Below are 24,362 nucleotides of genomic sequence, written 5' to 3'. Positions count from 1 at the left end.
TTTGTTTTGGCAACAGCGGGTGTCGTTACTCGATGTTATTTGTCGCGATGAAAATGTTACTCGTTAAAACAACAAAAGCCTCGAATGAGGCTTTTGTAAGGGCTAATTGTTGCTGTTGACTACTGCGCCATAAACCAATTGTAACTGGCTCGGTCACTGACCTTTCTCGACAGGTACAAGCCAAGCTCTTTCAATTGTTGGCTGTTGCGGTAGTTGCTTAAGGTCTGTTTCAACTGACTGAGTGCCTGCTGAGTCTGGCCGACGCTATCGAGTGCGACGTAATAGACGTAACCGAACTGACTATTGTCTGGCTCTAACTCATTGGCGCGCTGCAAATAGCGCAGCGCTTGTTGTTTTTGCTGCACCCGAATCAGCGACAGACCATAGCTGTAATGCAGCAATGCCGACGTTGGATTGGCCTTGATGCCGTTAATGTAGGTGTTCTTCTCTAGCCCAGTGTTGCCAGCGTTGCGATACAGATCAGCCAGGTTGACATAGGAGCCGTCAAAGTAAGGGTCGACCTGAATCGCTTGGGTAAGGGCATCGATTGCTGGCTGAAGTTGGCCAAGCTGCAAGTGGACCAAGCTCGCATTGAGACCGCCTTCACCGCGCCAGCGGCTTACATCATTGGCAGTATTAAGTTCATCGACTGCTTTTTTCAGCGCCGGTTGCTTGCTGATGTCCTTGTGTAGCATTTGCATCGCGGCTTTTACCCGAACCGCTTTGTATTCATCCTCAATCAACGCCGCATAGCTTTTCTCGCGATCAGCTTCAGAGAGCAAGAAGCCGACTTGCGCTGTGGCCAAGCGAATTAATGGATAGCGCGATTCAACCCACGGTTTGATCGTGGCGTCGTCGAGCGTGCGAGTGGTGTTTGGCAGCAGCGCAAGGGCGCTGGCGCGCTTGAGCTCCGGTAATGTTTGGTCATTGATAATGGCAAGGTGCATGGGGAGCGGCAAGCTTAAGCTATGCTGCAGTTCGATGTAGGCCTTTTCGTTAGGAGTTAATGGTCGCTTATTCGGGTAATGATTGGCGACTTGCTCGACTGCCCATTCGGCACTCTCATCTTGGTGACAGCGATTACAGCTATTTGGAATGCCGTATTGCACCGTTAGCTCAGGCCGTGGCACCCGCATGCTGTGATCGCGTCGTGGGTCGACTCCCATGTATGTGGTGTTCGGCATATGACATTCAACGCATTCACTGCCACTGGTACCTGGCTCGTGCATCAAGTGCTGTTTGGTCTCGTATTGGCTAGGCGCATGACACTGGTGACATAGACCGTTGGTTCTGTCGATGATTTTGTAGGTATGTTTGTCGTGGCAGTTAAAGCAAGTCACGCCAAGCTGGTGCATCTTGCTTTGCTGGAATGAGCCATAGACATATACCTCTTCCTTGATTTGGCCATCGGCGTAATAAAGCGGTTGCTGCAGCATCGATGGTGAAAATTGATCAAGAAACGGCTTGGTTGGATCGTAGCCATCGGTTAGTGGCGAGCGCAGCGCGTGGCAGGCGTAGCAACCATCAATTGATTGCAAATTTGCTTTGCTGGTGTGCCAGTCACTGGCCGCTAGGCTATTGGGTTCTTTGTACTCTGCTTTGGCGTGATCTTGGGCCATTTCACCATGGCAAGACTGGCAGCCGACATTGATATGGTCCCAGCCGGTATTAAAGTGATCGGTTTGATGATCAAAACCGCGAACCAGACCATCTGAATGGCAGTCGGCACACATACCATTCCAGTTTTGTGAGGGCTGCAGCCAGTGCAGCCGATCAGCAGGCTTAATGTCTTCGTTGGCATAATTGTGATACCAGCGCTGACCGCCTTGCTCTTTGGGGTGGGCATCCCAAGCATAAGGGAAAAGCTGCAAACGACCTTTGCCGGTATCAACTAAATACTGTTGCAGTGGCCGGTAGCCAAAGGTGTACTGTAGATGATACTCAGTGGTTTCACCGGCTTCGGTCAATGCCGCGTAATAATTACCATCGCGAGTGTAAAAGCGCACCTGTTGACTAAAGTGGCTGAACTCGGCATTGTCAAAGTCACCGATGACTGATTCTGGTGTTGCAACATCCATTGACCGGTAATGGTCTGACTGTTGCCAGTGGTCATTTTCTTGTTGGTGGCAATCGACGCAGTTTTCATTCGAATGGCTGCGAGGCCGATCTTTGGCTTGGACCAGTGTTGCTGCCATTACAAATGGTAGGCATAACACAATCAATTTAAGCTTTTCGACGAGTCTGAACGAATACAACAGCTTTCTCCCAATTAGTTGGCGCACCAACACTACTTCATTCTGCGACCATTAGATAACAACTTGCGATAAAGATTTTGCTTGCGATCAAGTGTTAAAACATTTACCTTTTTATGTAAACATATGATGTATGCAAAGATGAGACAATGCTGTGATCAATGTCACCAATCAATTCGACCCAAAGGAACACCCGCATCGTCGCTTCAACCCTATGACGCGAGAATGGGTGCTGGTGTCTCCACACCGAGCTAAACGTCCCTGGCAAGGGCAGGAAGAATCACCCGATCTGAGTGAGAAACCTGCTTACGATGAATCCTGTTATTTGTGTAAAGGCAACACCCGCGTAAACGGTGAAATCAATCCCGAATACGAAGGGACGTTTGTGTTTACCAATGACTTTGCTGCTTTAAATGAGCAAACACCGGCATTTGAACAAAATGATCCGCTGTTTACTCTGGCCTCAGAACAGGGCACCAGCCGAGTCATTTGCTTTTCGCCTGACCATGGAAGGTCTCTCCCTGAGTTAACTCAGCAGGAGGTTCTCGGTGTGATCGATACCTGGCAAGAGCAGTGCGCAGATCTTGCCCAGCACTACCGTTGGATTCAGGTATTCGAAAACAAAGGCGCAGTGATGGGATGTTCAAACCCCCATCCTCACGGCCAAATTTGGGCACAGAATCAATTGCCCACTCTGGTTCAGAAAAAGCAAGACAGCTTCAGTGCTTACCTAGCCGAGCAGGGCAGTACGCTATTGCTCGACTATGCCAAGCGCGAGTCTGCTGACGGCAGTCGCACTGTTGTCGAAAACGACGACTGGATTGTTGTCGTGCCGTTTTGGGCAGCATGGCCGTTTGAAACATTGCTGCTGCCAAAATTTGCCATTGCCCGTATGACTGAGCTGACTCAGGCACACAAGGACACGTTAGCTGACGCGCTGCGCCGCATCACTGCCAAGTATGACAACTTGTTCCAGTGTTCTTTTCCATACTCGATGGGGTGGCATGGTGCGCCTTACGATGGCGATATTCACGACGAGTGGCAATTGCACGCCCATTTCTTCCCACCACTGTTGCGCTCTGCGACCGTGAAAAAATTCATGGTGGGTTACGAAATGATGGCTGAAGCCCAGCGAGATCTCACTCCAGAACAAGCCGCAGAACGACTGGCTGCGTTGTCGGATGTTCACTATAAAGCGTAGGTAAGACAATGACCCAGCAAGAAAAAGTTACAAGCGGCTTTGAAGTCGCATTTGGCCACCAACCTGATTTTATTGTCCGTGCACCTGGTCGGGTAAATTTGATTGGTGAGCACACCGATTACAACGATGGTTTTGTTCTGCCTTGCGCCATTCAGTATGCAACGTTAGTGGCAGTATCGGCGCGAGCGGATGATAAAGTGGTGGTTTCGGCATTGGATTATGATGGCCAAACCGATGAGTTCGTTTTATCCGAACAAATTGTCCCGCAAGAAAACAAACTTTGGGCCAATTATGTCCGTGGCGTGGTCACCGAACTACAAAAGCGTGGTCATCAACTGAAAGGCTGCAACTTGGCGATCACCGGCAATGTGCCACAAGGTGCCGGCTTGAGTTCTTCAGCTGCGTTGGAAGTGGGTATTGGATATGCCTTTGACCAGCTGTGTCAGCTGAATATCGACAAAGCCGATATCGCCCTGATTGGCCAAGCGGCAGAGAACAACTTTGTCGGTTGCGCTTGCGGCATTATGGATCAGCTCATTTCTGCTTGCGGTCGCGAGCAAATGGCCATTGGTATTGATTGCCGAACGCTTGGCTTGACCGAAGTCAGCATTCCATCTGGCATGACCATCATGATGATTAACTCCAACGTTAAACGTGGCTTGGTTGATAGCGAGTACAACACACGTCGTGCTCAATGTGAGCAGGCCGCAGCCCACTTTGGTGTTTCTCACTTGCGTGATGTCACTGTCGCTGTGTTCGAAATGAAGAAAGACCAGCTGGATCCTGTGGTTGCCAAGCGCGCAGAGCACGTGGTGTATGAAAACAAACGTACCGTCGATGCCATGAAAGCCTTCAACAAGGGTGACATCGTCAAGATTAGCCAGCTGATGGCTGCCAGCCACGCGTCAATGCGCGACCTGTTTGAGATCACTACCAAAGAGATTGATTACTTGGTTGAGCTCATTGATGGTGTGTTGCAAGACAAGGGCGGTGTGCGCATGACCGGCGGCGGTTTTGGTGGCTGTGTGGTTGCGCTGGTACCAGAAGCAATGGTTGATGAGATCAGCAAGCTGATCGAAGACAACTATCAGGCTGACACCGGCTTGAAAGAAACGATTTACATCAGCGGCCCAATGGCTGGTGTCGATACTCTTGCTTTAGAAATGGCCTAGGAGTTATCACATGACCAACGTTCTGGTTACCGGCGGTGCAGGTTACATCGGCAGTCATACTGTACTGGCGTTGTTAAATGCTGGCTACGGCGTGGTGGTTGTCGACAACCTTTGTAATTCCTCGAAAGAATCGTTAGTACGGGTAGAACAACTGGCGGGGAAGTCGGTGACGTTTTACGAAGCTGACATTCTCGACAAGCAAGCGATGGCTTGTGTATTCGTCCGCGAAAGCATCGATGCTGTGATTCATTTTGCTGGCCTCAAAGCTGTCGGCGAGTCGGTGCAAAAGCCATTGGCATACTACAAAAACAATGTTCAGGGGACCGTCGCGTTAGTTGAAGTGATGCTAGAACATGGCGTTAACTCGCTGGTCTTTAGCTCATCAGCGACTGTTTATGGTGAAGCCAATGAGCCGCCATACGTTGAAACTCAGCCGCTTGGCAATCCAGCCAGCCCTTATGGCCAAACGAAGGCCATGGTGGAAAAAATTCTGATGGATGTTGCCCGCGCTAATCCTAGTTTTCAGGTTGCGAACCTGCGTTACTTCAACCCGATTGGCGCCGATGTCAGCGGCAACATCGGTGAAGACCCCAACGGCATTCCCAATAACCTGATGCCGTTTGTCGCTCAAGTTGCTGTCGGTAAACGCGATAAGTTGGCAATTTTTGGTGATGACTACCCAACTAAAGATGGCACTTGTCAGCGCGACTACATCCATGTCACCGACTTGGCTGACGGCCACCTTGATGCCTTGAGCTGGTTACTCAAACAGCCAAGCGGTTGTGCCGAGGCATTTAATTTGGGCACTGGCGATCCTTTGTCAGTGCTCGATATTGTCAATGGCTTTCAGTTGCATTCAGGCCAATCGGTGCCGTTTGAAATCGCTCCCCGGCGCGAAGGTGATTTGCCAGCGTTTTGGGCCAATGCCGATAAAGCGCGACAAACCTTGGGATGGCAACCAAACAAAACACTTGAAGATATGATGGTCGACACCTGGCGTTGGCAATCACAAAACCCCAATGGCTATTAAACAGGGGCGCGGCTTATTAATTTAGCGAACAAGGCTTCATATTGGTTCGCATATAACACCAGAAAACTTTCAATTTCGATTGATATAACAGGACAAAACAATGATAAAACAATCGGTTATTTGTGCTTTGTTAGCAGCGGTCAGCTTAACTGCCTGCGCTCAAAACAAAGCCGACAGCACGGCGTCAGCGCCGGCTGAAAAACCAAACGTTATTTTGATTTTTGCCGATGATGCCGGCTACAACGATTTCGGTTTCCAAGGCAGTCCAACCATGGTCACGCCAAATCTCGACAAAATCGCCGCTCAAGGTGTGGTGTTCAAGCAAGGCTACGTCTCTGATCCTGTGTGTGGTCCATCGCGAGCCGGTTTGATGACTGGCCGTTACCAACAAAAGTTCGGCTACGAAGAAATCAATGTGGTTGGTTTTATGAGCCCTAACTCCGCGTTGTTGGGCGAAGACATGGGGTTGCCGGTGGATGAAGTCACCATGGCCGATTACATGAAATCGCAGGGCTACAAAACTGCTGTCTATGGTAAGTGGCATCTAGGTAACGCCGATCGTTATCACCCTCTTAATCGCGGTTTTGACGAGTTTCTCGGTTTCCGTGGCGGCGACCGCAGCTACTTCCCATACAAGGATGCAGACGAGATTGCTGCTAACCCAATGGTTTCTGATAAATTGTTAGAGCGCGGCATGGGCCACATGGAAGAACATGATGGTTATCTTACTGACGTGTTAGGTGACGAGACGGTCAAGTTCATTGAAAACAACCAAGACTCGCCGTTCTTTATCTATCTTGCATTCAATGCCGTTCACACGCCAATGGAAGCGCTGGAATCAGACAAAGCTAAATTCCCTCACTTAACTGGCAAACGTCAGGAAGTGGCAGCAATGACCTTGGCAATGGACCGCGCCATTGGCCGCGTCACTGACAAGCTTGAAGAGCTCAATTTGGCTGACAACACTATTATCGTGTTTACCAACGATAACGGTGGTCCAACGGATAAGAATGCCTCGAACAACTGGCCTCTAGCTGGTACCAAGTCCAACCATCTTGAAGGTGGAATTCGCATTCCGTACATCATGAGTTGGCCTGCTAAGATCCCTGCTGGTACCGTGTATGACTTGCCGGTCAGCACCATGGATCTATTGCCGACCTTCTACGAAGCTGCTGGTGGTACTGAATACAAGTCAGAAGTTGATGGCGTGAACCTGTTGCCTTATGTACTAGGTGAGAACAAATCGCGCCCACACCAAACCATGTACTGGAAAAAAGATGTACGTGGAGCGATCCGTGACGGTGACTGGAAGCTGATTCGATTTGCTGACCGTCCCGCTGAGTTGTACAACATTGCTGATGATATTGCCGAGCAGAACAATCTCGCCGACAAATATCCGGAACGTGTTCGCGCCATGTACAAGCAGTACTTTGCGTGGGAAATGACCTTGGAGCGTCCACTATGGTTGTTACAACGAAAGTACGAGCAATACGATATTGATCGTATGGATAAGTACCGCGTTCCAACGCCACCAGAGCAAGCGCAGTAATAGCTCATTCATCACTTACATAAAAAAACCGCTGACTTGTCAGCGGTTTTTTTTATCCTCTTCGGCTAGGAGGTTACCAGCGGTATTTTGCTGGTGCTCTTGCTGATTTGAATTGCAATTGATTTCGATGTTGGTGTAAAGGACAAGTCGCCATAGCTATCGATAGGCACTAGTGGGTTGGTTTCAGGGTAGTAGGCTGCGGCATTTCCTTTGGGGATGTCGTAGAACACGACTTGGAAACCGTCGACCTGTCGTTGAGTCTGATCGGGCCATAGTGAAGTGATTTGCACCCAATCTCCTTCTGATAACCCTTGTTGTTCGGCATCCGACTGGTTGATGAACAATACCTGACGCTGATTCTCAATACCCCGATAGCGGTCATTCATGCCGTAAATGGTGGTGTTGTATTGATCGTGCGAACGTAAGGTTTGCAAGGTCAGTGTCGGTTGCTCGCTGGTTGCCAGCTGAGCCGAAAGTGATTGCGGGAAAATGTCCGCAGGTAAGTCAACGGCGTGAAACTGAGCTTTGCCTGAGCGGGTGTTCCATTGCAGCAAGGCCGCTGAGTTCGCTAAGTGGAAGCCGCCTTGCTGTTTAATCTTGTCATTAAAATTGGCAAACGCCGGCAGCACGTCACCGATTAGTGTCCGAATCAAACTGTAATCCTGAGCATAGTCAAGCCAGTTGACTGGCACTGGGCCCAGTGTTGCAGCGGCTATTTCTGCAACGATTCGGGTTTCCGATAAGCAATCGGCACCAACCGGCTCATTGCCGCCCGCGGAAGCGTGAACCATAGAAAAGGTATCTTCAACGGTTATTTGTTGTGGGCCTTTACTAGTTTGGTCAATTTCAGTGCGGCCAAGGCAAGGCAAAATCAGTGCATCTTGACCAACCAACAAGTGCGAGCGATTGAGCTTGGTGCTGATCTGCACGTTCAATTTGGCGTTGGCTATGGCGCGGTAAGTGAACTCAGTATCTGGTGCTGCTGCTGCTAAATTGCCCCCCAAACACACCAGTACTTTGGCTTGCCCTTGATGCAAAGCCTGCAAGGCTTGGTTGACGTTGTGGCCATGGGCGGTTGGTGGTTTAAAGTCCAGTCGTTGCTGCAAGGCGTCGAGAAACGCCTTCGGTGGCTTTTCATTGATCCCCATGGTCCGATTGCCCTGCACATTGCTGTGTCCGCGCACCGGACACAGGCCAGCGCCGGGTCTGCCAATTTGGCCGAACAGCAGGTGCAGATTAACCAGCTCACGAATCGTGTCGACCGAGTGCTTGTGTTGAGTCAGCCCCATGGCCCAAGTACTGATGGCTTGCTTGGATTGAACAAACAACTGAGCCGCTTGTTCAATCTCGCTTTTGTTGACGCCCGATTGCTGCTCGATATCCTGCCAACTGGTCTGTGAAACACGATTTAAATAAGCCTCGGAGTCGACGGTATGGCGGTTGATAAATTGTTGATTGAATGTCGCTCCAGATTGTTGCAGGGCTTTGACCATACCGCGGACGAATGCCATATCGCCGCCGAGCTTTGGCGTGATGTAAAGGCTCGATATTTGGGTTGCGGCAGGGGTCAGTAGTTCGACTGGATCTTGCGGGCTGGCAAAGCGATTGAGCGCCACTTCTTTTAGGTTGTTAATGGCGACAATGGTACAACCGCGTTTGGCTGCTTTTTTTAACGCATTCATCATTCTAGGATGATTAGTACCGGGGTTTTGGCCGTAGACGAAAATAGTATCGGCCTGTTCAAAATCACTCAGCACTACTGTGCCTTTGCCGACACCAACCGATTGGGTCAGTGCCAGACCACTGGCTTCATGGCACATATTGGAGCAATCAGGAAAGTTGTTGGTGCCAAATGCGCGGCCAAACAGCTGGTATAAAAAGCTCGCTTCATTACTGGCTCGACCTGAAGTGTAAAATTCGGCTTCATCGGCCGATGCCAGCGCCTGCAAATGAGTTGCAATCAGGCTAAAGGCGTCTGCCCAGCTTACTGGTTCATAATGGTCGGTTTGGTGGTTGTAGCGCATCGGTTCGGTCAAACGACCTTGAAACTCTAACCAATGATCGGTTTGCTTCATCAACTGAGTAACTGAGTGCTCGGCAAAAAAGCGACGGTCGACAGTGCGAGCCGTCGACTCCCAAGCAACCGCTTTGGCACCATTTTCACAGAACTGGAAGGCGCCATCTTTGCTGTCGCCCCAAGCGCAACCAGGGCAGTCAAAACCGCCATCTTTGTTGACTCGCATGAGGTTCTTAAAGTTGTCTTTGGCGCGCTGAGAGCGAAGTACTTCGTTGAGCGTTGAGCGCAACGATGCTAAGCCGCCCGCTTTATGGGATTTAGAACTCATGCGACTCTCCTTGATAACTAATGGGCGCATCGAATTTGGGAATGTGGATCAGTTGCAAGCCATGTGCTTGGGCGAGGTGAACGGCTTGTTGGCTTGGCGATGCCAGTGAGATCAGACAAGGGCAGTTGATGAGAATCGCTTTTTGCACTAACTCAATGCCGCAACGACTGGTAATGACAATGGCAAACGATTCCGGCCGTTGGTTGTGTCGCAACAAGTGGCCGAGCAACTTGTCCAGTGCGTTGTGGCGGCCAATATCTTCGCGAGCGGCGGCGATACGACCACCCGGTAACAATAAAAATGCGCCGTGCAGGGCACCGGTTTGGGCCGATTTCACTTGTCGGCTCGATACCGCTTGGCGAATGCAATCGAGCTTGGCGTCGCGGTAGTTAAATGTGCTACTGATTTGAGGTAGTGGTGGAAATGCTTGTTCCAGCGCGCTAATGCCGCACAGCCCACACGATGCGGAAGTGCGCACCGAGCGCGCTTGTTGAGAGACTTTTGCTAGACAGCGATTTGCCAGCTGAATGTTGATTTGCCATTGGTCGTCTGATGCAACAATGTCGATGTCGTGGACATCGTGGTTGTGGCTGATGAGTTGTTCAGAGTACAAAAAGCCAACAACGAAGTCGTCGATATCGAAAGGGCTGGCTAGCATCACGGCATAATTAATACCATTGATGTTGAGCGCCAGAGCCACTTCTTCGGGTAAATGTGATAGCTGCATTTGGCGGCTTTTCATTGGTTCAACTGTAATCAAAAAAATGTCTCGAAATGAATGTAAACCTGTCGCCAACAACCGGCGAGATGACACCGTGAATTGACAGCTCAGTATTGAATCTCACTCCAATGTGATTCAATAGCCAAGCGCTGAAGTAATGGAAAAAATCAACGAAGTTTGAACTTACGCACTGTTTTGATAATCAGTTCGATTTTCATGTCTTACCGCTAATTGATGTGTTTTTACCATTGTTTTCATATTGTTAATGATATTTGTTTGCATTGGCTTGGCGCATTGTCAAGATTCATTGCTAGCTTTGACGGAAGCGATTCGTTAGGGTGATTGTATGTTGTTAACAATGAATTGTGTTGTTTATGGATAAGTACACGCTCAGAGCATTCGGCTATGCAGCGATTGTGACCATCGGTGGTTTTGTCTTTGGCCTCGATGCAGCCGTGATTAGTGGAACGCTGAGGTACATCACCCTTGAGTTTGGTCTGACTGATCTGCAAGTTGGAACTGTGGTTAGTGCGCCAGCGTTGGGCGTGCTCATTGCCTTGGTGATCACAGGTGCTATTTGCGACTCGATTGGCCGTAAAAAAACTTTACTGCTTATCGCCATTCTCTACATCCTCTCTGCAGTAGGCTCTGCGTGGGCGACTAGTTATGAAATGCTGGTTGGTGCCCGTTTTATCGGCGGCTTGGCATTTACATCGCTGTCGTTGGCGTCAATGTATATCGGTGAAATTGCGCCTCCAGCCCAGCGTGGCAAGTTGGTGTCGATGAACCAGTTAATGATTGTGTTAGGTCTAACCGCTGCCTATTTCTCTAACTATTGGTTAGTGGGTTTGCTTGAAAGCAATACGGCATGGGTTATCGAATACAACTTGCTGCAGGATATTTGGCGCTGGATGCTGGGTGTTGAAATTATCCCCGCCGTGATTTGGGCGTTGTTGCTGTTGTTGGTGCCATTGAGTCCTCGCTGGTTGGTCGCTAAAGGCCGATATGATGAGGCCAAAGTGTCATTGGCGAAGTTGATGCCGGCGGAGAAAATCGATGATGAGCTGGCAGCTATCATTGAAAGCTCGCAACAAGAGCATCAAAAGCCGATGAAATTGACTGAGCAGTTTCAGGTGATGTTCGAAAAACGCTTTCGCTTAGCCATTATGATTGGCGTGATTTTCGCTGCGGTGCAGCCGCTTACAGGGGTCAATCCGATCTTGTTTTACGCCCCCATGGTGTTCGAACAAACAGGGATTGGCACCAATGCTGCCTTTGCCCAAACCTTGATTATTGGTGTGGTCAGTTTTGTCTTCACTGCTTTGGCTATCGTCTTGGTCGATAGGCTGGGCAGGCGGCCATTGGTCAACTTTGGCCTGATTGCATCCATTGTTTGTTTGGTGTTGTGCGTGACCGCATTTAAACAAGCTAGTTATACCCTGACGGCGGATGATGTCGTGCAAATAGAAACAACCCTTGATAGCGATGTAGCCGAGCAGTTGCAACCGTTAGTCGGGCAAACGTTTGATTCCGATACGGGTTACAAAAACGCGTTGATAGCAGCGATTGGCCAAGATAGTTACAAAGCCCACGAAAGTGAGCTAATTCAAGCGGCGGTTAGTATTAATGCGATGTTGGTGTTGATTGGCATCGTTGGCTTTATTGCTGCCTTTCACGTTTCGATAGGGCCCTTGATGTGGGTGGTATTTTCAGAAATTGTGCCGACCCAAATTCGCGGTGTGGCGATTCCTGGATTTGCCCTGATTTCGAGTGTGATTAGTTACTTCATGCAGAAGTTCTTCCCGTGGCAGCTGGCAAACTTCGGCGCTGCTGACATTTTCACTAGTTATGCAGTTGCAGGACTCATTGGCCTTGTGCTGCTCTACCGTTACTTGCCTGAAACGAAGAATAAATCGATTGAAGAAGTGGAACGTTTACTCAATCCACAAACGGCTTGATAGTTGTTCTCGAAAACCAGAAAGGCGTGCGTAAGCACGCCTTTTTTGGTGATTTAATCTAAATCGCTGGCGTCGTGACGCTCGGCCACTTGTTCTGATTCATCACCCCAAGTGCGGTTCACTTTGCGGCCGCGAATAACAGCAGGGCGCTGATCAATTTCCTCTGCCCAGCGAATAACATGAGGGTATTCGTCGACTGACAGAAATTCAGCGGCGTCATACAAACGACCTAGCACTAATGCTCCATACCAAGGCCAAATCGCGATATCGGCAATGGTGTATTGATCGCCGGCCATGTAGCGACGAGTCGCCAAGTTGCGATTCAGCACATCTAACTGTCGCTTGGTTTCCATAGTGAAGCGATTGATTGGGTATTCAAACTTCTCGGGTGCATAGGCATAAAAATGACCGAAGCCGCCGCCTAAATAGGGTGCTGAGCCCATTTGCCAGAACAGCCAATTCATCGTTTCAGTCTTGCTTGCTGGGTCTTGGGGCAGCAATTGACCGTGTTTTTCTGCCAGATAAAGCAATATTGAAGCAGATTCGAAAACTCGGGTCGGCGGTGTGGTCGAGTGATCAACTAGGGCTGGAATTTTTGAGTTGGGATTGATTTCGACAAAGCCTGATGAAAACTGATCGCCTTCTTGAATTCGAATCAGCCAAGCATCGTATTCGGCCTCGTTAATACCAAGTGCTAACAACTCTTCGAGCATCACCGTGACCTTCACCCCATTTGGGGTTGCCAAAGAGTAAAGTTGCAGGGGGTGCTCGCCAGTGGGCAGTTCCTTGTCATGGGTTGAGCCAGCGATTGGGCGATTGATATTGGCAAATTGACCGCCGCTGGGTTGTTGCCACGTCCAAACTTTAGGTGGCAGATAATCTGACTGTTCGCTCATCTTTGGTATCTCCAAAATTACCGGTAAGAAGTTACGAATTAACTGACCGCATACGTAACCAATCTATTTCAGATCTCAATATGTTGCTTTTCAAATGATAAATATCGTTATTGTCACATTTGTATCAGAAACTCTCGACTATACTCTGCTGACACAAAAAGGACTCGCAAAGAGTTGTAGTTGACTGTAGTAGCTAGATGTAACTCTCTAGTTTTCAACTAGTATTTAAAAATTATAAACGTCAGCGTGACGAAACGTTGGCCAGAATTACGAGATTACTATGAGTCAATTAGAGTCTGTCATTTGGCATGTGCTGGGCTATGCAGCAATGCCTACTATTTTTATATTCGGCTTTATCGGCGTGGCGATAGGCTGCTTACTACTCCTTAATTGGATGGGCGTCGAAACGATCGACACGGACGCTTAGACCATGACTTCTCTACCGCAAAACTCAACTCCAGATTTGGTTAAGCTGGCGGGTGTGCTCGTCCGTTGCCAGCCGTCAAGACGCGCTGTAGTGATCGAACAAATAGAGGCACAAGCTGGTGCTTCGGTCGAGCCAGAAAGCAGTGAAGATGCTTTGATTGTGATTATCGAAGAAACGCCAACCACGCTTTACCTAACTGAACAAATCACTCGAATTCAAAATATTCAAGGTGTGTTGTCTGCTGCCTTGATTTACCACCACAACGATACTGCCGAAACCGGCAACAAGGAGATGGCGTCGTGAAATTAAATCGTCGTGACTTCATTAAAACCCAAGCTGTTGCAGCCACTGCTGCTGCGGCAGGTCTCAGTGCGCCAGTTTTGGCAACCAATGTTGCAACCCAACGAAGCCAGACTCAAGTTGATTGGGATAAGGCTCCCTGTCGTTTTTGCGGTACCGGCTGTAGCGTGTTAGTTGGTACGCAAAACGGTCGCGTAGTGGCTACTCAAGGTGATCCAGATGCGCCTGTGAATAAAGGCTTGAACTGCATTAAGGGCTACTTCCTATCAAAAATTATGTATGGCGAGGATCGCCTCACACAACCGCTGTTGCGGATGAAAAATGGTAAGTACGACAAACAGGGTGACTTCCAGCCGGTGAGCTGGGATCAAGCATTCGACATCATGGCTGAAAAATGGAAAACAGCTATCAAAGCCGACAATGAACGCAATGCCGGTAAGGCGGTGACAGATATCACCTCATCGGTGGGCATGTTTGGTTCTGGCCAGTGGACCGTTTGGGAAGGCTATGCCGCTTCTAAACTGTTTAAAGCCGGCTTCCGCTCCAACAACATCGACCCTAATGCGCGCCATTGCATGGCTTCTGCGGTAGTCGGTTTTGCCCGTACCTTTGGTATGGATGAGCCCATGGGTTGTTATGATGATTTGGAAAATGCCGACGCATTTGTGCTCTGGGGCGCTAACATGGCGGAAATGCATCCCATTCTGTGGTCGCGATTGACCGATCGTCGGTTGAGTGCACCAGATGTGCAAGTGCATGTGCTGTCTACTTTTGAGCATCGCAGCTTTGAGTTAGCCGACAACTCGATCATCTTCACCCCGCAAACCGATCTGGCCATTCTCAACTACATTGCCAATTACATTATTCAGAACGACAAAGTGAACAAAGACTTTGTTGCTAAGCACGTTAACTTCCGCAAAGGTGATACCGATATTGGTTATGGTTTGCGACCAACTCACCCGCTGGAAAAGCAAGCTAAAAATGCTGGCTCAGGTGGTTCTGCGCCCATTAGCATGGACGAGTTTGCCAAGTTCGTGAGTACCTACACCTTAGATTACACCGCCGAGCTGACCGGTGTGCCAAAGGACAACCTGCTGCGCTTGGCCGAAGCTTATGCCGATCCGGACAAGAAAATCGTGTCGTACTGGACGATGGGCTTCAACCAGCACACCCGTGGTGTTTGGGCTAACAATTTGGTTTACAACATTCACCTGCTCACCGGCAAAATTTCTGAACCAGGCAATGGTCCGTTCTCGCTCACAGGTCAACCTTCGGCCTGTGGTACTGCTCGTGAGGTCGGAACCTTCGCCCATCGTCTGCCAGCGGACATGGTTGTGGCGAACAAAAAGCATCGTGATTTTGCTGAAAACGTGTGGAAGGTTCCAGAGGGTACTATTCCTGGCAAAGTCGGGTATCACGCAGTGTTACAAGACCGAATGCTCAAAGATGGCAAGCTCAATGCTTATTGGGTGATGTGTAATAACAATATGCAGGCTGGCCCCAACATTAATGAAGAGCGATTACCGGGCTATCGTGATCCGCGCAACTTTATCGTTGTTTCTGACCCGTACCCAACAGTGACCGCACAGGCTGCGGATTTGATTCTACCAACCGCCATGTGGGTTGAAAAAGAGGGCGCCTACGGCAACGCCGAACGCCGCACCCAATTTTGGCACCAACAAGTATTACCGCCGGGCGAGGCTAAATCGGACCTCTGGCAATTGATGGAATTTTCCAAGCGTTTCAAAGTGGAAGAAGTTTGGCCAGCAGACTTGATTGCGAAAGCGCCAGAGCTGAAAGGCAAAACCTTGTTTGAAGTGCTGTATCAGAACGGCAATGTCGACAAGTTCGAGACTGCTGAGTGCAAAGGCAAGATGAACCTCGAGTCGGAAGATTTTGGCTTCTACTGCCAGAAAGGCTTGTTTGAAGAATATGCTGTGTTTGGTCGTGGCCATCACCATGACTTGGCCGACTTCGATGCTTATCACGCTGCGCGGGGCTTGCGTTGGCCTGTGGTAGACGGCAAAGAAACGTTGTGGCGCTACAAAGAAGGCTATGACCCTTATGTCAAAGCCGGAGCCGATTGGGAGTTTTACGGCAAGCCAGATGGCAAAGCGGTTATTTTTGCTCTGCCTTATGAGCCTGCGGCTGAATCACCAGACGATGAATATCCGTTGTGGCTAAGTACTGGCCGAGTGCTGGAACATTGGCATACCGGCACCATGACGCGTCGCGTTCCAGAGCTGTATCGAGCTTACCCAGATGCGCTGATTTTCTTGCACCCTGCCGATGCCAAAGAATTAGGTGTTCGCCGGGGTGATGAGGTCGTGGTTGAGTCTCGTCGTGGCGAGGTCAAAACCAGGGTCGAAACCCGTGGTCGAAATAAGCCGCCGAAGGGGTTGGTATTTATGCCATTTTTCGATGCCAAACAGCTCGTTAATAAGCTGACGCTGGATGCAACCGATCCGCTCTCGAAGGAAACTGACTTTAAGAAGTGCGCGGTTCGGATCCGCAAAGCCTAGTAGGCCCAGAGAGTAGACGATGGCTCCAAAATCCAAGCATGCGATGTCGCGGCGGCAGTTTCTGCATAACACAGCCAAAGGTGCCTGTGTTGCCAGTGTCACCGTTGCTGCTATGGGATTGGTTGCCAGACCTTCTGGGGCATCATCACCGCAGGCATTAAGGCCGCCGGGGGCTGTTGATGAGGCAGAGTTTCTCGATGCATGTGTGCGTTGTGGTTTGTGTGTTGAGGCGTGTCCTTATGACACCCTCAAATTGGCGACCCTATTTGACGCTGCACCAATGGGAACGCCTTACTTTGAGGCAAGAACAATTCCTTGCGAAATGTGTGATGACATTCCATGTCAGCAGGCTTGCCCTAGTGGTGCGATATCGCCTGAGCTCGACAGCATCGATGATGCCCGTATGGGATTGGCGGTGTTGATCGACCAAGAAACCTGCTTGAACTGGCAGGGCCTCAGGTGTGATGTGTGTTATCGGGTATGCCCGTTGATTGATGAGGCAATCACTCTTGAGGCGCAGCGGAATATGAGAACCGGCCATCACGCCATGTTTATTCCCACGGTTCACTCTGATGCTTGCACTGGTTGTGGCAAGTGTGAGCAGGCCTGCGTGCTTGAAGTGTCTGCTATCAAGGTGCTGTCTCGTGACTTAGCCAAAGGTGAATTAGGGCGACACTATCGTTGGGGATGGAAGGAAAAAGAAAAAGCCGGCCATTCGCTATTGGAGCAGGATGTGTTGGATTTGCCAGATCGTCGTCCTGAAGGCGGCTAACGATGAAAGTACGAGTTGGCGTTGAGGTCATTGACAAGTTTGGTTGGCTTCGAGCTCATCGCTTTTTGTTGTTACGGCGGATTTCTCAGCTCAGCGTTTTAGGGTTGTTTTTACTCGGGCCTTGGTTCGATATTTGGATTATTCGCGGCAACTTAAGCAGTAGTGAACTGCTTGGAACCATACCACTCACTGAGCCTTGGATGTTGTTACAGAGTTTAGTATCAGGGTATTGGCCAGAGCTGACCTTGTTGCTGGGGACGGCCATTGTTGTCGCTTGTTACTGGTTAATCGGTGGCAGAAGCTATTGTGCTTGGGTTTGCCCGATGAATGCGGTGACTGATACGGCTCACTGGCTTCGTCGTCAACTCAGGGTACGTAGCCAGATTAATCCTCCTAGTTCCATTCGCTGGGGCGTGTTTGTCGGTGCTTTGATAGCCACTGCGGTGTTACAAGGATTGGTCTGGGAGATGATCAATCCGGTATCACTGCTACATCGAGGCATATTGTTTGGTATGGGAGCCGGATGGCTGTTAATTGCCGCGGTGTTCTTGTTTGACTTGTTTGTGGTTGAGAAGGGCTGGTGTGCGCATTTGTGCCCGATGGGTGTCTGTTACGGTCTGATTGGCAAAGTCAGCCCCGTCAAGGTGGTCGCCAGCCGAAGAGAAGACTGCAATCAATGTATGGATTGTTACGTGGTTTGCCCTGAACCACATATTTTAAAGGGGCCATTGCGGGAGGCTAAACAAGGAAGCTCCCCCATTGTTTCGACTCAGGATTGTACACGCTGTTTACGCTGTATGGATGTGTGCAGTCAGGATGTATTTGATATTACCGCATCGCTTTCGGGTTCAGCTCGAATAAAAAGTGGAGAGCAATAAATGAAAACTCTAATTTCATCCATGGTAGCGAGTTTGTTGTTGGTGACTAGCTGGGCAACTGCCAATGCTGTTGATAATGAGGACTACGTCAGCAATGGCGGCCTGTCTTCATTGCGTGGCGCGTCTGAGCTGAATGACACAAAACGAGCCGAACAACTTAAAAAGCAAATTAAGGATGATCAGGTGATTGACAGAAACTATGTCCATCAACCGCCACTTATTCCTCATCAGATTCGCGACTACCAAGTCGACTTAAAGAGCAATAAGTGTTTGTCATGCCATGGTTGGAAATTTGCCGGACAAATCGGGGCGACCAAAATCAGTCCAACACACTTTGAGACTGCAGATGGTTTGACCCTTTCAGACGTTGCTCCACGCCGATATTTCTGTCTTCAGTGTCATGTGCCGCAAGCAGATGCACCACCGCTGATTGCTAATGACTTTCAAGCTGTTGAGGCGCTGGATGCCGCCAATTCGTCACGATAAGCGAGGTACTTTAGATGTCTGATAACAAAAAGACTGGCTTCATCGTCCGCTTATGGCAGCTGTTCTCAAAACCAGCCAAAATCGCCACTGGTGCGCTTATTGGTATGGGTTTCATCGGCGGTATTTTATTTTGGGGTGGCTTTAACTGGGGCATGGAAGCAACCAACACCGAGGCTTTTTGCTCCAGTTGCCATGCGCCAATTGTGGAAGAGATACAAACCACAATTCACTTCACCAACCGCTCTGGGGTTCGAGCGATTTGTTCCGATTGTCATGTCCCGCATAAGTGGACTGATAAAATTGTCCGCAAGGTTCAGGCGAGCAAAGAGCTGGTAATGCACTTTATCGGCACCATTGATACGCCAGAGAAATTTGAAGCGCGGCGCAAGCATTTGGCAGAGCGTGAATGGCACCGACTGAAAGAGAATGATTCGCTAGAATGCCGGAATTGTCACGACTTCCAGTACATGGACTTTACCGAACAAGGTAAGCGGGCCGTTACCATGCATTCAACATCGCTAGCGTCAGGCGACAAAACTTGTATTGATTGTCACAAGGGCATTGCTCATTCTCTACCTGATATGTCTGGTGTTGAAGGGTGGTAACTGCCGAGTAAGTTGCTCAGCACGATATTGCTATTCAGTTTTGTTAAAAGGCAGAAGATTCAATCCGATCTCTGCCTTTTTCTTTGGCTATTTTTAACGCGTCATTGGCGCGAGTGAGCAACACGGTTAAAGCAGTTCTCTTGGTCTCCGTGGTAGCAATTCCGATACTGACTGTTGGCTGCATGTCGATGCCTAGATGTTGCAGCGACAATGTACTGAGCTTTTGTTTGAGGGTTAGACACAGTTGCTCGGTGTCTTGTTTGTCGCGACCAGGACAAATAACCATAAACTCATCACCATCAAAACGTCCTATCTGTGCTTGATCGGCCAATAATTGCTGGGCTTGATGCCCCATCTCTTGCAACAGTTGGTCTCCGGCAGGGTGGCCAAAGTTTTCATTGAGCTGATTAAAATGGTCGATGTCGACTAATGCGATGCTGACCGGGTGGCTTGAGCGACAAGCTTTCAGCTGTTGATCGAGCTGCACCGCAATGCTCCGACGGTTGGGCAACTGAGTTAATTGATCAACTCCCATCATGTCTTTCATTCGTCTCGCTCGTTGCCGGATGCTAATGGTTGCCGCAGTCATCACCAGCAGTAGAGTAATTGATGCGGTGATTGCCATCACTTGCCAAGTCTGGGCTTGTTGCAGGTTGGCAATGGTTTGTTCCTGCAATTGAGATTTGAGCTCAGATTGTTGTTCTTTGTGTTGTTGCTTTTCGAGGTTTAACCGAGTATTGGCAATATCGCTGTACTGCGACTTGATATGTTGGGTGTAAGTACTGCTGAGCTCAGCATATTCTTTGAATACTCGGGTCGCATCTTGCCATTGGCCGGTATCCGCTAGTAGCTCAGCATAGCGCAGTGTTGATGTGATTCGATAAGAGCTCGCGTTTGCCTTGGCAAAAAACTGGTAAGCCGTCTGGGCATATACAATGGCTTTTTCGGGTTGACCATTGCCCCGGTAAATATGAGCGAATGCCATGCTCAGATAAGGGTCGCGGCGAGCCCCAGACAAGAATGTATTGTTATTGGGTATCGACTCGATGATTGCCAATGCTTCCTGCAATCGATCCAATTCGCTTAAGTTGATTATTTGTGCAATCAAGCCTGCACTCTCGCCGTACGAGACACCACTATGGCGATAGATCGCTGTAGCTTGTTGAGCATCTTTCAGAGCTTGCTGATGTTGTTTCAGTTGGCGGTAGTAGTACGATCTGACAATGTGGAAATCAGCTCTGATCCAATCGGTAGTCACCTCAGCAAGTAACGCTTCGGCCTCGGTTAGCAATATTTCCGCTTCTGGCAAATCTTGTAAATGAATCAATAAATCTGCCAACCCAGTTTTCACTTCAGCAAGTTGGTTGGGGGTTTCTGCAAGGCTTTGGGCAACGACAAAATCACGGTATGAGTCGGGGGCGATGATCGCACTGGAACGAACGAATGCGAGCAATCGGGTGCGATTGGCAAATGCGAGTTGCTGATAGGCTGGTAAATTTTGTTCTGCCCACTGCGCAATGATGTTGGAGTCTTCAAGCACCTTTTCGATGTCGTCGTGTATGGTATGAGCATAGCTTCGACAATAGCGCGCGAACATCTCAAGTTCTTTTGAACCCCATTCTTGCGCTCGATTAATCATTTCGCTGGCGCGCCTAATCCAGTCTTTATTGAGTAAATTGGATTGAATACCGCACTCACTTAGTTCGAACAGTCGAAGTGTGCGGCTTCTTACGCCGGCCAACAATGGGGCGATTTCATTGCGAATTGCCTGCGCCTCACTCTCGGCATACTCGCCAAGTATGATTAGCTTGAGTTGGTTTTCAATTTGGTGGACAGAGCGCTCAGATGCGCCGTGCACCGACACGCTGAACACAATGAATAGTAAGCAAACAACAGACTTCATCCTGATAAACTCCAGACATCAGGAACTGATGGGGTAACCAGTCAGATGATTGAAGATTTGGCACATACAAGCAAGATTAACCAGCTATTACTGTGGTAACTTTTGCCTAAATCATGATTCGAGTCTAAAAATGGAAGAACTCGCAATAAAGTTGCAGAAATTGGTGGTGCAACGAATGCCATTTGGCAAGTATCAGAATCGCTGGTTGATCGATTTACCGGTGGCCTACCTTGCTTGGTTTGCTGATAAAGGCTTCCCCAAAGGTGAGTTAGGTGAGCAGCTGCAATTGCTCTATCAGTTGAAGATGGATGGTAATGGTGATGTGTTGCGGCAGTTACACCATCGTTACCAGCGGACCTGACGACAAACGTAACCATTAACACGCCCTAATTAAATGGTGTCGTTACCCATATCGAGTTGCTGCCGCTTGTGCTGACTCACCCAAACTTGGAACTGCTGTTCTGGCAAGGGCTTGGCGAAGTAATATCCTTGATAGACGTCGCAGCCTAGTTGTTTAAGCTTGGCAACCTGACTGGCACTTTCTACACCCTCGGCCACTACGTCTAGCGACATATGTTGACCAATCGCAATCATCGATTCGGTGAGTGGAGAAGACTGGTGCAGCTCAAGCTCATCAATGAATGCCTTATCAATTTTCAGTATGTCGATGGGTAAATCTCTCAGGTAAGCCAATGATGAGTAGCCGGTACCAAAATCATCCAAAGCCACCCGAAAACCATATGCTCTGAGCTTATTGAGCTTGGCGATGGTTTCTTTTAAATCTGTCAGCAAGCTCGATTCGGTTAGCTCAATACAAATGTGTTTGGCTTGCAGTCCTTTTACTTGTACCAGCTCAATCAGGCGGTCGGCAAATCCTGATAGGGCAAATTGCCAAGGTGATACGTTGATCGATAAATGGCCAATTTGAAGGCCTTGTTGTTGCCAGTTCATCAAATCTGACAAGCTTTTCTGGATCACCCAATCGCCGAGCTGGTGGATTAGACCGCTCTCTTCAGCGATCGGAATAAATTCAGCCGGAGAGACGAAGCCCAGTTCGGCATCGTGCCATCGAACTAGGGCCTCTGCGCCATAAAGTTGCTCATTGGCGCTCACTTGCGGCTGATAGGCCAAGGTTAGGCCGTCGTTGGCAATGGCTTGTTTTAGCGCTTGGCGAATACTGTTTTTGTGATTGGTTTGTTGTTCCAAGGCCTCTTGATAGTAGCTGTAGCAACCACGGCCAGTATGCTTGGCTTGATAGAGTGCCATTTCAGCCCGGCGAATCACATCCAAGGCCGAAAGTCCGGGAGACAACGATACGATACCAACGCTGGCTGCAATATCGATTAGGTGAGAGCCCAGTTGAAAGGGTTGACGCACAGTGTTGAGAATCAGCTTCGCCAACTCTGCTGCTGACATTGTCTGTTCGCGACCAATGAAGATAAACTCGTCGCCTCCTTGACGGGAGATAAACACCGCTTGGTTGATTTGCTGTCTGAGCTTGTTGGCTGCATGTCGCAGAACATCATCACCAACGTCATGGCCGAGTTGATCATTGATGGTTTTAAAATGGTCGATATCCATCATTAGCAGATAGCCGTCAGATACTGAGGTATCGAGCAACTGTTGCGACAAATACTCATGGGTTTGAGCGCGATTCGGCAATTGAGTTAGGTAGTCTTCATAAGCAACGGCCAGCAGCTTTTGTTCTGCTTGATTGCGTTGAATTTCTGCTGCCGCTCTGGCAGCAAAAATATGAATAATGTGGTTTAACTCTGTGCTTTGGCTGAATGGCTTTGTATCAAATACATTGATAATGCCGATGGTTTCTTGTTTATCAGTGACTAGAGCTGCGCCAATGTAGCCCTCGATTTCCATTTCCTGAAGCAGTTTGTCATTGGGAAACTGCTGTTGAATGGCCGAGGGATAGCAGCAAACCTGATTGCGTTCGAGTGCCTGCTGGCAAGGTGATCCAGCTAGTTCATAGACGATGTTATCGGCTTTTTTGCCATCGACCATCAGTGACAAGGTTTGGATGGCTTGTCGGTTCGAATGAAGCAGGCCGATAATGGCGTATTTGGCATTGAATAACTTGGCCAAGTTCAGTGTCATGCCATCGAAAAAAGACTGCTCTTGTTTACTCGATACGCCTTGTGCGAGGTACTCGTAAGCTTTCTGACTGAAGTAGCTTTCTGTTCGGTCTTTACATTGAGCAACCAACAAATCCACCGAGCCTTCGATATCTCGACTGCAATAAAGCTCAAAGTCCAACCAACCATTGGCGGTTAACTTGGCGTCAATATGGGCCGCTACTTGGTCATTGGCGATGGTCGGCAGTTTCAGCCGCCCGGCGTGATGAATGCTGCGAGCCGTTAGTTCTTGCTTTGGGTATATCTGCCGTAATACTTGGAGTAAGTTGAGTTCAGTGGTTTCAAGAGCAATTCCCCAGAAACTTTTACAGGCGGTGTTGGTTGACAGTACACGCCCCTCGGTATCCATCAGGATCAACTGGGCAGGAGATTGATAAACCACCTGGGCTAATTGATTGGCACGAACTTGTTGATGTTGACGGCGGACTTTTTCTTTTTCCAATGCCGCACTTTTGCTCGACAGTTGCAGACTCGTTCGCTTGGCTTGCAGCATTAGCGAGGCGCTGAACAACATCAGTACCGGAATGATGGCGAAGCCTGCGATGTAGATGAAATCAAGCTGTCCTTGGTCAACGCCATGGCCAACGTATGCGGTAATTAAATAGAGAACAAATATGCCAATCACCGATGGCATGAGTGCTGCGGGCCGTTGCTTTCGTAACCGCCAACAATGGCTCATTCCCCAGTAGGTAATAAACAAGCTATTGAGCAGCAACAGTATCCGCCAGCCGCTGGCGGAGCCACTGAGAATCGAAAACTGTTCACCAAGTACTGAAAAGTGCCGAACCTCTTGGACGTCTTCGAAGCGAATGCTAAACGGCAGTTGATGATTCAACAGCAACAGCAGCAAACTCACGCACGCATGTATCGCAAGAATAAGATTAGGGCGATTCGGAGAGGTGTGTAAGTTGATATTCCACAAGATGAACGAGGTGGCAACGAGCGCCCAACTGGTCTGCATTCGAATATACTCGATCATGGCGTTGGCTTCGCCAGCTTGCATGTATTTGAGCGTTAAATATTGATATCCAATGGCGGCGCAGGTCAGGGCAATAAAAGCGATTTGGCGCTGAGATTGATGATTTAACAGCAGCATGAACGCCGACTGCACAGCGGCGAACCCCATGAAACCGATCGATACGTAAAACAGCAGTTCAATCAATCCTTGTCCTCCACTGGGCTTTTTCCGTGCTTTGCT

19 protein-coding genes are annotated in these 24,362 nt (G+C 49.1%); 13 read left to right on the top strand and 6 right to left on the bottom strand.

Going from position 1 to position 24,362, the window contains the following annotated elements; genetic code table 11:
• Positions 1 to 119 precede the first annotated feature (119 nt).
• The gene (locus CBE68_RS15465) at positions 120 to 2,195 is read right to left on the bottom strand and encodes a multiheme c-type cytochrome (RefSeq protein ID WP_087507004.1); all 2,076 of its coding nucleotides are present in this window, start codon (positions 2,193 to 2,195) and stop codon (positions 120 to 122) included.
• A gap of 211 nt (positions 2,196 to 2,406) precedes the next feature.
• Between CBE68_RS15465 and CBE68_RS15460 the strand changes: the two genes are divergently transcribed.
• The 4 genes from CBE68_RS15460 (at position 2,407) to CBE68_RS15445 (ending at position 7,204) form a co-directional block, all read left to right on the top strand.
• Positions 2,407 to 3,453 carry a UDP-glucose--hexose-1-phosphate uridylyltransferase gene (locus CBE68_RS15460; protein ID WP_087507003.1) on the top strand — a complete coding sequence of 349 codons (1,047 nt, stop codon included), beginning with the start codon at positions 2,407 to 2,409 and terminating at the stop codon, positions 3,451 to 3,453.
• 8 nt (positions 3,454 to 3,461) lie between these two features.
• Complete coding sequence (galK, locus tag CBE68_RS15455) at positions 3,462 to 4,625, top strand: galactokinase (protein WP_087507002.1); 1,164 nt, start codon at positions 3,462 to 3,464, stop codon at positions 4,623 to 4,625.
• Between the two features lie 10 nt (positions 4,626 to 4,635).
• Positions 4,636 to 5,655 carry a UDP-glucose 4-epimerase GalE gene (gene galE, locus CBE68_RS15450; protein ID WP_087507001.1) on the top strand — a complete coding sequence of 340 codons (1,020 nt, stop codon included), beginning with the start codon at positions 4,636 to 4,638 and terminating at the stop codon, positions 5,653 to 5,655.
• Between the two features lie 100 nt (positions 5,656 to 5,755).
• The gene (locus CBE68_RS15445) at positions 5,756 to 7,204 is read left to right on the top strand and encodes a sulfatase (RefSeq protein WP_087507000.1); all 1,449 of its coding nucleotides are present in this window, start codon (positions 5,756 to 5,758) and stop codon (positions 7,202 to 7,204) included.
• A gap of 65 nt (positions 7,205 to 7,269) precedes the next feature.
• Here the strand turns inward: CBE68_RS15445 and CBE68_RS15440 are convergent, their stop codons facing one another.
• Together CBE68_RS15440 and CBE68_RS15435 are read right to left on the bottom strand one after the other, a co-directional pair.
• Positions 7,270 to 9,549: an FdhF/YdeP family oxidoreductase gene (locus CBE68_RS15440; RefSeq protein ID WP_087506999.1), complete on the bottom strand. Its 2,280-nt coding sequence runs from the start codon at positions 9,547 to 9,549 to the stop codon at positions 7,270 to 7,272.
• Entirely contained in the window at positions 9,539 to 10,276 is a 738-nt protein-coding gene (locus CBE68_RS15435) for a formate dehydrogenase accessory sulfurtransferase FdhD (protein ID WP_229744776.1), read from the bottom strand. Before CBE68_RS15435 ends, CBE68_RS15440 begins: the two co-directional genes overlap by 11 nt.
• A gap of 368 nt (positions 10,277 to 10,644) precedes the next feature.
• Between CBE68_RS15435 and CBE68_RS15430 the strand changes: the two genes are divergently transcribed.
• Positions 10,645 to 12,228 (top strand): sugar porter family MFS transporter, encoded by a 1,584-nt coding sequence (locus CBE68_RS15430; RefSeq protein WP_087506997.1) that lies wholly within the window; start codon positions 10,645 to 10,647, stop codon positions 12,226 to 12,228.
• A gap of 53 nt (positions 12,229 to 12,281) precedes the next feature.
• On the opposite strand, the gene yghU is transcribed toward CBE68_RS15430, so the two are convergent.
• A complete protein-coding gene (gene yghU / locus CBE68_RS15425; protein ID WP_087506996.1) occupies positions 12,282 to 13,124 on the bottom strand; it encodes a glutathione-dependent disulfide-bond oxidoreductase in 843 nt (280 codons plus the stop codon).
• Positions 13,125 to 13,404: 280 nt separating this feature from the next.
• Between yghU and CBE68_RS15420 the strand changes: the two genes are divergently transcribed.
• From CBE68_RS15420 to CBE68_RS15390, 7 genes are read left to right on the top strand one after another with little or no spacing between them, the layout of a single operon-like run.
• Positions 13,405 to 13,551, top strand: coding sequence for a TIGR02808 family protein (locus tag CBE68_RS15420; RefSeq protein WP_087506995.1), 147 nt, complete (start codon positions 13,405 to 13,407; stop codon positions 13,549 to 13,551).
• Between the two features lie 3 nt (positions 13,552 to 13,554).
• Positions 13,555 to 13,854, top strand: a complete 300-nt coding sequence (locus tag CBE68_RS15415) for a chaperone NapD (protein WP_087506994.1) — start codon at positions 13,555 to 13,557, stop codon at positions 13,852 to 13,854.
• A complete protein-coding gene (gene napA, locus CBE68_RS15410) occupies positions 13,851 to 16,373 on the top strand; it encodes a nitrate reductase catalytic subunit NapA (RefSeq protein ID WP_087506993.1) in 2,523 nt (840 codons plus the stop codon). Before CBE68_RS15415 ends, napA begins: the two co-directional genes overlap by 4 nt.
• A gap of 19 nt (positions 16,374 to 16,392) precedes the next feature.
• Positions 16,393 to 17,145: a ferredoxin-type protein NapG gene (gene napG, locus CBE68_RS15405; RefSeq protein WP_087506992.1), complete on the top strand. Its 753-nt coding sequence runs from the start codon at positions 16,393 to 16,395 to the stop codon at positions 17,143 to 17,145.
• Positions 17,146 to 17,147: 2 nt separating this feature from the next.
• Positions 17,148 to 18,023, top strand: a complete 876-nt coding sequence (napH, locus tag CBE68_RS15400; RefSeq protein ID WP_087506991.1) for a quinol dehydrogenase ferredoxin subunit NapH — start codon at positions 17,148 to 17,150, stop codon at positions 18,021 to 18,023.
• The gene (locus tag CBE68_RS15395; RefSeq protein WP_087506990.1) at positions 18,024 to 18,509 is read left to right on the top strand and encodes a nitrate reductase cytochrome c-type subunit; all 486 of its coding nucleotides are present in this window, start codon (positions 18,024 to 18,026) and stop codon (positions 18,507 to 18,509) included.
• Positions 18,510 to 18,523: 14 nt separating this feature from the next.
• Entirely contained in the window at positions 18,524 to 19,114 is a 591-nt protein-coding gene (locus tag CBE68_RS15390; RefSeq protein WP_087506989.1) for a NapC/NirT family cytochrome c, read from the top strand.
• 43 nt (positions 19,115 to 19,157) lie between these two features.
• Here CBE68_RS15390 and CBE68_RS15385 read toward each other — a convergent pair whose 3' ends face one another.
• Positions 19,158 to 21,017, bottom strand: coding sequence for a GGDEF domain-containing protein (locus CBE68_RS15385; protein WP_087506988.1), 1,860 nt, complete (start codon positions 21,015 to 21,017; stop codon positions 19,158 to 19,160).
• A gap of 130 nt (positions 21,018 to 21,147) precedes the next feature.
• On the opposite strand from CBE68_RS15385, the gene CBE68_RS15380 reads away from it, so the two are divergent.
• On the top strand, positions 21,148 to 21,378 hold the full coding sequence (locus CBE68_RS15380; RefSeq protein WP_087506987.1) for a DUF3820 family protein: 231 nt from the start codon (positions 21,148 to 21,150) through the stop codon (positions 21,376 to 21,378).
• Positions 21,379 to 21,407: 29 nt separating this feature from the next.
• On the opposite strand, the gene CBE68_RS15375 is transcribed toward CBE68_RS15380, so the two are convergent.
• Positions 21,408 to 24,326, bottom strand: coding sequence for a putative bifunctional diguanylate cyclase/phosphodiesterase (locus CBE68_RS15375; RefSeq protein ID WP_143824590.1), 2,919 nt, complete (start codon positions 24,324 to 24,326; stop codon positions 21,408 to 21,410).
• Between the last annotated feature and the right edge of the window lie 36 nt (positions 24,327 to 24,362).

The sequence above is a fragment of the Neiella marina genome, from assembly GCF_002165625.1.
GTDB lineage: Bacteria > Pseudomonadota > Gammaproteobacteria > Enterobacterales > Neiellaceae > Neiella > Neiella marina.
This window is presented reverse-complemented; position numbering and strand designations above follow the sequence as displayed.